Here is a 9,430-nt window from a genome sequence, read left to right on the forward strand (position 1 = left end):
TTGTTTAACCGGACCAGGCAATAATAGATTCTTGCAACAAACTCTAAAAGGTAGTTGACAAAACTCTTTCACATTTCTAATGACAAGGGCAAGAACTAGAAATAAATGTCAAGAAGTTCATACCACTCGCTTCACTGCTGATGTGTAGTTGCCAGCTTTCAGTTTCTGGGCAACCTTCTTCTCAGGAACAAACCTCCATGAGCTACCGGAATGAAAAAATCGCTGCCAACTACATCGCAGAACTTGAGCAAAATGGTGTGAAGCTAAGCATTGTTAGGTTCTCTTGTCTTTCAACTAGAGCACACGCTCCCAACTCCATGGGACAAGTACCAATATCGTCAGTGCTCGACATGCATAAGTGATTGTCTTCTTCTGCCCGGTCTAACAATTTGCTCGGAACGGATTACTGAAAAATCCTGAAGTTGAGCTCAAGGTTATTTTCAGCCGCTCAAGCGAATCGTTGTGCAGCGTGGGTTAGCTGTGGGGACACTAACCGTAAAGCTAGGCCTTTGGTGCAGCAACGCTAAAGGCTTCTTCTCTAAAGTACTGCCACCGTACATCCACTCCTAGCTGCCATCGTTGTAGGTGTCAATGCACCACGCCCCATCCGCCTTCCAGAGGCTGTACCTATGGTGAGCACTTGCGATCGCAACCTGGATCAACTCGACGGGCCACTACAACACCGCAAAACCAACCGCCGCTCAAACTCAAATCGCACTCTGAGTTATCCCTTCTTTGCGATCGCATCCCAGCCTGAAACCTCCATCCACACTGCACCACTACTGGCAGAAAACTCACCCCTCAGATTGCGACACTCACCTATCGAACTGAATCACTCCGCCTCCACTCGCTAGCGAAATAACAGGTTACCTAATACTTAGATACAGATAAATGGATATAGATTGCGGATGTAGACCGCAGATATAGATTTATAGATATAGTTGCCTAAATGCAGATGCATGAGTGGGGATGGATGATTAAATTTTTAGATATGCATAGAAGAGGAAATTAAAATGAATACATATCATCATCTCTTGCCGCTACTGAGAGCCGCGAGTGCCCACACATCAACTTGATTTTTCCTAAAAAAGAAGCTTTTCGTACTACGGTTCTGGGCTGCGCGGATCAGTAGTTCTGAGTTAGCTCGGCGTAGGTGGGCAAACAACTCGTAGATGTCCCCTTCACGGTCTGCTATCGTGATCACTCTCGTTGCTTTGGGCACTTGTTGCTGCACTGCTTCCAGGCTCTCCAACCACCGATAGCTTTCCTTTTCCTCTATTCCTCGCCGTCGATGGGGGCGACAGCTTTGCATATCGCGAGTCCAGCTCTTCTGTGAAGCACTCCTAACGGCACTCCGGCATCGCTCACACATAGGGCTGTGTGCACTTTGATCCCTTTGCCTGATAGATCACTAATAGGCCCCAATCCACGTGTACGGCGCAGTGTCGTGTACACCAGATCGCTCGTGTCTTGGCATACCAGGACCGTTTCGTGGCTACTCAAACGCATCACGGTACTGAGCTGATGGCCACTCAAAATGTCCTCGGCCTTGATGCGTCGATTGCTCCAGAACTGATACATGCCAGCTAACGCAGCCACATCTTGACTCGCTCCTGGCACGCTCTTATTCGGCTGCTCGTACAGCGCTTGCACCATTGCGATCAGCCGTTTCGTTAGCCTTGCATCTCCTAGCTCAGTTCCACTCAGCTCCTCTTCTACCCAGCTCATTCTGCGCTCCCTTTAGATGCACCAGTTCAGTCCCTTTAACACTCCTGGCTACCCTTTCTGCCACATCTATTTACCCTATTTCTCTTCATATCCTGCAGAAGTTAGGCAAATTTTTCGGGAGTTGGCTATCTGCTTCTTCCTAATTGCCACTTTTTAATTTCTACTGCTATCCATATCTACGCTCTAGCCACTCTTGCTTCATCTTTCCTCTGGTGAGGAAATATTGGTGTAGGTTCTAAGTAAATATGCTCTCCGAGTCTGCACTCCAACTCTGTTGCAGATTCGTTACTGTTTTTCAAGGGAAAGTCTCTCAACAGCTTTCACTGCAACGCCTTCCAGATTTCTCTTACCTAATTTCTCTGATTCACCTTTCTACACACTTCTTCTTTCCTCTTATTTTATTCCTTATATCTCTTCTCTAAATTTAGATGTCTTGAACTGAGTCTAGACGGTTGGAAGGCTGGAAAGTAGCGCTGAATCTAGCTTTTAAAGGCCTTCAAAGTGTTGCGAAATGTGCGTGTAAGGCATAGGTCGGGAGGTATGATTGTCACTCACCAAATCGTTGAGGAGCCCGATGTTGGGAAACTTTCACGTCCGGTTCTGTAGATCATCGTCGAGGGCGACCCAGGCGATGAGTTTAACCGAATTATCAAACGTCCTCTCATACCGCCGTTGTTAAAGGCTATGTTTTTCCTGCACTCAACATCCGTGATGAAATAGAGTGCAATGCGGCCTCTACCATTGCCTGCCAGTCTTCCTGGGTGAATATTTCCGTCAACAGTGACACTGCTTGCTTTCCAGTCAATGCGTTCATATTTCTCGGCTCAACAGTTCCTGCCAGGAGCCTATCAATCTTTGCAAGTTGAGTTTCAGTTGAATTGGCTAAATGATGACGAATCGGTAGAACTCGAGAGGTAATGATCGATTTGTTAGGGTATTAGCGAAGCGATCTACCGGAGAGCAATGGCAACCTGCTCAAGATGCAGTTCAACCCGCACGGTTAAGAACGGCCGTATCCATACTGGAAAGCAACGGTTTCTGTGCCGCAACTGCGGATACCAGTTTGTCGAGCACCCCACCGATAAGCGAATCGACCAAGCGACTCGGGACTTGGTTGACCGTCTTCTGCTAGAACGTCTCTCAATGGCAGGAATTGCCCGAGCAGCGCAGGTCTCAGAGCAATGGCTCCAAGATTACGTTCACCTCAAAGCAGCCCAAACTCCGAGACAGGCTCAAGTACGCCCGAAAAAAAGGGGCCTTTAAGCGTGCAGTGTGATGAGCTGTGGTCTTTCGTTGATCGCAAGGGCAACAAGCAGTGGGTCTGGCTAGCAATGGATGCTCAAACCAGAGAGATTATTGGGGCCTATGTGGGAGACCGTAGCCGGAGAAGTGCCCAAAGGTTGTGGGACTCTCTGCCCAAGGTTTATCGGCAGTGTGCTGTTATCTACACCCATGACTGGAAGGCTTACCAAGGTGTGTTGCCCCAGAAGCGGCATCAGGTGGTGAGTAAGGACAGTGGCAAAACGAGCTACATAGAGCGATTCAACAACACCTTGCGGCAGCGGGTTTCACGCTTTGTGAGGCGCAGCCTTGCCTTCTCGAGAAGCCTACGCAACCATATTGGCTTGCTGTGGAATTTCATCCACTACTACAATGCATCATTACCTATCTAGTACTACCAGCAGTTGAATCGATCGTTGCATTCTCAGAAATTAAAGTGATTGTTCGGAACGTTGCGGGCAAAGGTATCTCTACGAGAGTATCTCATGCTGCTGTATCAGTTCTCTAAAGAATCAAATAACTCTGGATATTGGTCGGCAAAAATGACTTTGCCGAGAACCCGCCGATGTTGTCCGTCCATGAAAACATGCCGCCAATGTTCATTGTTATCCTGAAAGGCATCTACGCGGGGATTGCAACTGTAGTCAAGAAAAGGGGCAATCGCATCAAATAACACGCTCTCATCTCCCGCTTTGTCGCACCGATACTCCACAATCTCAATACTGCCGTCTGATTGCTGTACACTCCCCAAAGACCACTCTTGCAACGCATCCATTAGGGTCGCAAAACTCCCAGTAGACGGAAGATGACCACCTCGGTAGCATTTTCTCATCGTCTTAGTTGTGTGGTCGTAGATCGTTGCTGTACCCATTCGTTCAACCATTTCAGGTTGATACAGATGATGAATTGCTGCTAGAGCTGCCGTAACTTGAGATGCAGGAATACGAACATTGTGAAATGAATAACAAATTAAATACCCCATCGATTTATTTCCCGATTCAATCGCTGGATAATCCCACCATATCGCAATAATAGGCGCACAAACTGATCTTTTTTTCCATTGGTCAATTTGTTGAGCCATCTTCTCCTCCCCTAAGTTCGACTTTATCCATTTGAGCCAAGAAGGAAAGCAGCAAGCACAATTGGGCTAGAGAGCCTGAGAGACTTGCTGCTTTCCTTTTATGCTCAAATGGATAAAGTCGAGTTAAGTCTATGTGGACTTTCCTGGTACGGCCTATGCGGAGCCATGGAAGCTCTATGACCTCGAACTCGACGTTTCGCTTGACCGCAACGAGGCCCATGTTTTCCTTCTTGAGGATGGCGATATGTTCGCCGTCCGCCTTGAGGGGGACGTCTGGCGTGTGCTCAGCATAAGCGAACTGGCCAATACTATATTTGGGACAATTCTTGTGGGATAGCCGTCCCGGCTGTCCAGTCTCCAGCAATCGCGATTACTGGATGCGCTGAATCGAGCTGATGTTGTCTTGCAAGCCTAGACCGCTCAGGTCGCTGTAGCTGCCGGTGCCTAGGGTACGGCAGTTGCCTCGGTAGCCGACGTCTGAACACAGTTGCCAGGTGCCGCTTTGAATGCGCACCGAGGAGATCTGATCGTTGAGCCCCCGAGGGATCAGGTCGTGGATCGAGTCAGAGACCGTGATGCTGCTACCACCGTAGTTAACGTCGAGGTACACCGTGATCAAGCTACCGCTAGACCCACTGCTGCCCGAGCTATCACTGCTGACTAGCTGCATTGAGCTGATGGTGTCTTGCAGCCCCAGGGCGCTGAGGTTGCTGTAGCTGCCGGGGCCTAAGGTTTGGCACCTGCCCCGGTAGTTTACGTCGGCGCACAGCTGCCAGTTGCCACCATCGATTTGAATCGACGAAATGGTGTCACTGAGCCCGCGGGGGATGAGATTGTTAATGGAAGTGGTAAAGACGGCATTGTTACCGCTATAGCCAGGGTCTGAATAGACGGTAATGCGGGGGCTAGTGCCGCCGCCGACCGACGGCGTAGTGGTGGTTTCGGGCTGAATGGAGCTAATGGCATTGGCTAGCCCAAAGGAACCCAACGACGAGTAGTTGCCGGGGCTAAAGGTTTTGCAGTTGCCTCGGGAGCGAAAGTCAGAGCAGACTTGCCAGGTGCCCGAGACCACAACCATTGATTCGGCGCGATCGTTAAAGCCCTGGTTGTTTAAGTCACGCACCCCAGAGGAAAACGATCGCTGTTCACCGCTAAAGTCAGGCCCGTCAAATAGAATAATTTGGGTCGTTTGGGCGATCGCGCCGGGCTGAGCCAATAGGGCACCCAGTATGCCAACCACTATCCACAGCCAAAATGTTTTTTTCATACTTATATTTATGAGCAAGTATGGAATCGAAGTTCTGCCAACAGGCAAGACCGCATGCGCCAAACTGTAACGCAAGTTGATGTCTTGTTTGTCAGGATGAAGCAGTTCGCGCAGAACAGTTCCATCTCCAGCGATAATTTCTTCACAGTCGTTTAGTTTTTGGATCAGCATAAGTTTAGGCTTGCAATTGATTGAATACTGTCAGAGGTCAGCAACATCATGACATCTGCATGAGCTAACACGACATCGGGGTGGCGTTGAAGCGCCGTATTATACTTCATGGCAAACTCATCGCCCAATCGTCGGGGCTGAGCAGTGTACGAATGTCACTGCCAATCGCTTCAATTGCCTTTGGTGTAACAGCTTCACCAGCATGAAGCAGCTCATCAATTTGGATAATCAATGCTCAGAGTCGATACAACCAGGCAAACTGCTCATGACTAATAACCAGTTGTAGCAATTCACCTCTAGAAACTTGCCCTCGAACTTGCTCATAGGTAAGGCGCTCAGTACCTAGTAAAAGCTTGTGCAGACGCAGTAGTTTGATTCGTAATACACTCAAGCGTTGATGTTGACTAATCCGTTATTGAGATGTGTTAAGCATAAATCTGTCCTATCCTTCCTTCTTGGTAGTCGTTCATCGCCTGGATAATTTCAGCTTCAGTGTTCATGGCAAACGGACCGTAGCGCACAACTGGTTCGTTAAGGGGTACACCTGCAATCAGCAGAAGATCTAGAGGACGCTTTGTTGCCCCTGGTTGCAGTGTGAAGTGAAGGTAAGTTATCGGCGCACGTGTCTGAATTGTGGCTTTTGCCCCTAACGCTTCTCCCGCAATCACTTGCACTGTCACAGACTTATCTTCGGTTTGAGCTACCGGAATGTGAGCCGCTGGAATTTCCTGATAGCGGGGCGGCATCATTTTGTCTCGTTGTGGCAGATTGACCCATAGTTGAATGCCGTGGAGCCGTCCATCAGTTTGGGTAAACATTGACTCCGGCATCTCAGAATGCACAACCCCGGCACCTGCTGTCATCCACTGGACGTCACCCGGATTTAGTAGCCCGGCGTGCCCCGCAGAATCTTTGTGTTCTAACCGTCCGCCCAAGACATAGCTGACGGTTTCAAAGCCCCGGTGCGGATGATCGGGTGCACCTTTTGCCTGACCCGGCTTTAGATTAATCGGACCCAACTCGTCTAGGAGGAGAAACGGGTCAAATTCAGAGAAGCTACTTTTGGGAAAGGGCTGACGTACGAGAAATCCAGCCCCTTCGAGTGTTTCAACGCTGTTGATTGCTCCGGCAACGGTTCGAGGCGTTTGAGTGGGGACAGTCATAGAATTGCCTCTTCAGAACTAGACAAATATATGTATCATTTGAGCCTGACTCAACTGATGAACCACAGCGTTTTTTTCACAGGACAGGAATCCGGCAGGTCACTGATTATTTCTGCTGAAGAAAGTCCAGCAACACGGGATTGACCTGATCAGCATGAGTCCAGTTGATAGCGTGCGGCCCGCCGGGAATGACAACCAGTTGACTGTTTTTGATCAGCTTTGGAAGTCTTGCTGCGGTGGACTCAAGCGGCAGAATGCGATCGCTATCTCCATGAATAATCAGAGTCGGCACATCAATGCGGGGCAGATCGTCGCGGAAATCGGTGAGCCAGGAAAGGACGCAATCCAAAGTTCCTTTCGCAGAAGCCTCTGCTGCCACATTCCAACTGGCTTGAATTGCCTCATTGCTGATGCGATCGCCCAGCAACACGTCCACATTGAAGAAGCCCTGGAAGAATGTAGAAAAGTAGGCTGGACGGTCTTCAACAATCGCTTTCATAATGCCATCAAAAACGCTTTGATCAACACCCTCTGGATTGTCGTCTGTCTTTAACAGAAACGGTGGAACGGGAGCCATCAGCACGGCTTTCTGCACCCGCTCTGATCCATATTTGCCAAGATAACGTGTGACTTCACCTGTTCCCATTGAGAAACCGACCAGCACGGTATTTTGCAAGTCAAGCTTGGTCATGAGTGCATTCAAATCGGCGGCGAAGGTATCGTAGTCATAACCAAACGAGGGTTGGCTGGAAGCACCGAATCCTCGGCGATCGTAGGTAATTACTCGATATCCTGCATTCAGTAAAACTAAAACCTGCTTCTCCCAGGAATGTCCGTTCAATGGAAATCCATGAATCAGTACAATCGGTTGTCCTGTCCCAAGATCTTCGTAGTAGAGATCGATGTTTGCAGAGTTTTCTTGACCAACAGTAACGTAAGGCATTGCAATCTCCTATGAATGCTGCATTGGATTCTCATCTAATTGACCGAAGTGTAATGAGTTCTAATGCTCGGTTTCTTTCAGATTCTTAAGCAGTTTTTCAGATTCTTGCGCGATAACCTTCAAAACGCAGCGCTGATCAATTCCTCGCTTTTCGCCCAGAGCTGCTTAGCTTTGTTCACGTCAAGCGCATACGATCTGACACCGTCGGCAAATGGGTTGGGTGTGTCATTGATCGGCGCGATCGCACAATCTTCGAGATAATGTCCACCGATCTCGTCTTTATTCGCCACGACTGCTGCCCAAACCGATGTCGCGGCTGCCTGCGGAAGTTCTTTCAACTCTTTCGGCGGCAGACCCGCTTCGGTGCGCGCTGCGTCAACAGTCTGCAAAAGTCCCTGCAACTCCTCCTGCGAGAAATGGCGGGGTAGGTCCGTGAGACTGTTTCCGGGCATCACCGAAGCAGCCCGAATGCCGCGATCACGATGCCGTCTGTCAAACTCCACAGCGAACAGTGAATTGGCGGTTTTCGATCGGCTATAGGCAACCCATGGATCGTACGCCTGCTGCTCGAAATTCGGATCGTCCAAGTCGATATCGGCACCGCGATGCGCGAGCGACGACAGGACGACTAGCCGTCCATTATCGGCGAGCAGCGGCTCGATCCCATTGATCAGGGCGAAATGACCAAGATGGTTAGTTCCGAACTGGACTTCAAAGCCATCGATCGTCCGACCGAACGGAGTTGCCATAACGCCAGCGTTGGCGATGATGGCATCGAACGATTGACCGTCAGCCAACAGTTTATCCGCACAGGCACGAACGCTTTGCAAGGATGCCAGATCAAGATTGATCAACTCCAGGCTGCCACCTCCTTGCAAAGCGGCATCACGAACTGATGCAGTGGCTGGCTCAGCTTTAGCGAGGTTTCTGACCGCGCCGACGACACTAGCCCCGTGAGCGACCAGTGAGCGGGCGGTTTCGAGTCCAATGCCCGACGATGCACCCGTAATGAGAAATCGCTTTCCCTTGAGATTAATGCCGGAAAGCACCTCGTCGGCGGTCGATTTTGCACTAAATTTTTTAGCCATTTCTTTTCCTTGCGTTAATTGTGAGTGTAAAAGTTTTGATCTTTCGCCTACCCTACGATCGCCGCTCCTAAACCGCGAGAACCACCCGTTACCAGTGCAACTTTGCCTGCAAGTGTGTCGTCATGATGGACTCCTTCGGATGTATTACTGCTCAATCAAACACTGCGTACTACCTGATACTCTTGAGGAACCAACGGCACGGAGAGTGATCGAGCAGATAATGCAGGTCAATCACCACTTGGCCGCAACGTGTCGCACTGCCGATCGACTATTGCGCTACATACCCGCCATTCACCATCAACGTTGCACCTGTTGTGAACGATGCCAGGTCAGATGATAAAAACAGGACTGCATTTGCAACTTCAAGCGGTGTTCCAATTCGTCCGATCGGGTGAAGTCCTGTTATGTAAGCTTCGGCTTCATCCTGCCCACCTGTCGCTGCTTCAAACATATCTGTTTCGATGGCTGCTGGTGCAACGACATTGATGCCAATACCCGCTTTGGCATATTGAAGCGCAGCAGCTTTTGTTAAGCCTACTACCGCGCAGATCAAACAGAGCGAAGCAACTTCAGTAACTCTTCCGCTGCGGGTCCTGAAGAGGCCGGATTCTGGCCGGTCACGAGCCTGCCATCCACTTGGACATAGGGAACCCAGTTGGCGGTTTTGCTGTAGATGCTACCCCGTTCCTTTAGCCGGTCTTCCAACAA

Annotated in this window: 8 protein-coding genes and 4 pseudogenes; 2 read left to right on the forward strand and 10 right to left on the reverse strand. The window is 49.7% G+C overall.

Annotation, left to right across the window (positions count from 1 at the left end):
- Window positions 1–629: 629 nt before the first annotated feature.
- Window positions 630–854 (forward strand): hypothetical protein, encoded by a 225-nt coding sequence (locus H6G13_RS27335; protein WP_190488853.1) that lies wholly within the window; start codon window positions 630–632, stop codon window positions 852–854.
- Between the two features lie 421 nt (window positions 855–1,275).
- On the opposite strand, the gene H6G13_RS27340 is transcribed toward H6G13_RS27335, so the two are convergent.
- The gene (locus tag H6G13_RS27340; protein ID WP_190488855.1) at window positions 1,276–1,728 is read right to left on the reverse strand and encodes a transposase; all 453 of its coding nucleotides are present in this window, start codon (window positions 1,726–1,728) and stop codon (window positions 1,276–1,278) included.
- Between the two features lie 963 nt (window positions 1,729–2,691).
- Here H6G13_RS27340 and H6G13_RS27345 point away from each other — a divergent pair.
- Window positions 2,692–3,401 (forward strand): IS1 family transposase gene (locus tag H6G13_RS27345; RefSeq protein WP_242028568.1). Its coding sequence is split into 2 segments (ribosomal slippage): window positions 2,692–2,986 and window positions 2,986–3,401, totalling 711 coding nucleotides; the frame shifts between segments, so codons are not numbered across the junction.
- 104 nt (window positions 3,402–3,505) lie between these two features.
- Here the strand turns inward: H6G13_RS27345 and H6G13_RS27350 are convergent.
- From H6G13_RS27350 to H6G13_RS29635, 9 genes and pseudogenes are all read right to left on the reverse strand, one after another.
- Window positions 3,506–4,090, reverse strand: a complete 585-nt coding sequence (locus H6G13_RS27350; RefSeq protein ID WP_190488857.1) for a hypothetical protein — start codon at window positions 4,088–4,090, stop codon at window positions 3,506–3,508.
- A 370-nt stretch (window positions 4,091–4,460) separates the two neighbouring features.
- Window positions 4,461–5,357 carry a beta/gamma crystallin-related protein gene (locus tag H6G13_RS27355; RefSeq protein WP_190488858.1) on the reverse strand — a complete coding sequence of 299 codons (897 nt, stop codon included), beginning with the start codon at window positions 5,355–5,357 and terminating at the stop codon, window positions 4,461–4,463.
- Between the two features lie 18 nt (window positions 5,358–5,375).
- A pseudogene (locus tag H6G13_RS29625) lies at window positions 5,376–5,528 on the reverse strand (cupin domain-containing protein); the annotation flags it as partial.
- Window positions 5,522–5,937 (reverse strand): annotated as a pseudogene (locus H6G13_RS29630) (hypothetical protein). The pseudogenes H6G13_RS29630 and H6G13_RS29625, both read right to left, overlap by 7 nt.
- A gap of 16 nt (window positions 5,938–5,953) precedes the next feature.
- A complete protein-coding gene (locus H6G13_RS27360; protein WP_190488859.1) occupies window positions 5,954–6,691 on the reverse strand; it encodes a pirin family protein in 738 nt (245 codons plus the stop codon).
- 106 nt (window positions 6,692–6,797) lie between these two features.
- The gene (locus H6G13_RS27365; protein ID WP_190488861.1) at window positions 6,798–7,634 is read right to left on the reverse strand and encodes an alpha/beta hydrolase; all 837 of its coding nucleotides are present in this window, start codon (window positions 7,632–7,634) and stop codon (window positions 6,798–6,800) included.
- A 119-nt stretch (window positions 7,635–7,753) separates the two neighbouring features.
- On the reverse strand, window positions 7,754–8,722 hold the full coding sequence (locus H6G13_RS27370; RefSeq protein WP_190488862.1) for an SDR family NAD(P)-dependent oxidoreductase: 969 nt from the start codon (window positions 8,720–8,722) through the stop codon (window positions 7,754–7,756).
- A 268-nt stretch (window positions 8,723–8,990) separates the two neighbouring features.
- A pseudogene (locus H6G13_RS27375) lies at window positions 8,991–9,266 on the reverse strand (SDR family oxidoreductase); the annotation flags it as partial.
- A 5-nt stretch (window positions 9,267–9,271) separates the two neighbouring features.
- A pseudogene (locus H6G13_RS29635) lies at window positions 9,272–9,430 on the reverse strand (type 1 glutamine amidotransferase domain-containing protein); the annotation flags it as partial.

This window comes from Pseudanabaena sp. FACHB-2040, assembly GCF_014696715.1.
In the GTDB taxonomy this organism is placed as follows: domain Bacteria; phylum Cyanobacteriota; class Cyanobacteriia; order Phormidesmidales; family Phormidesmidaceae; genus JACVSF01.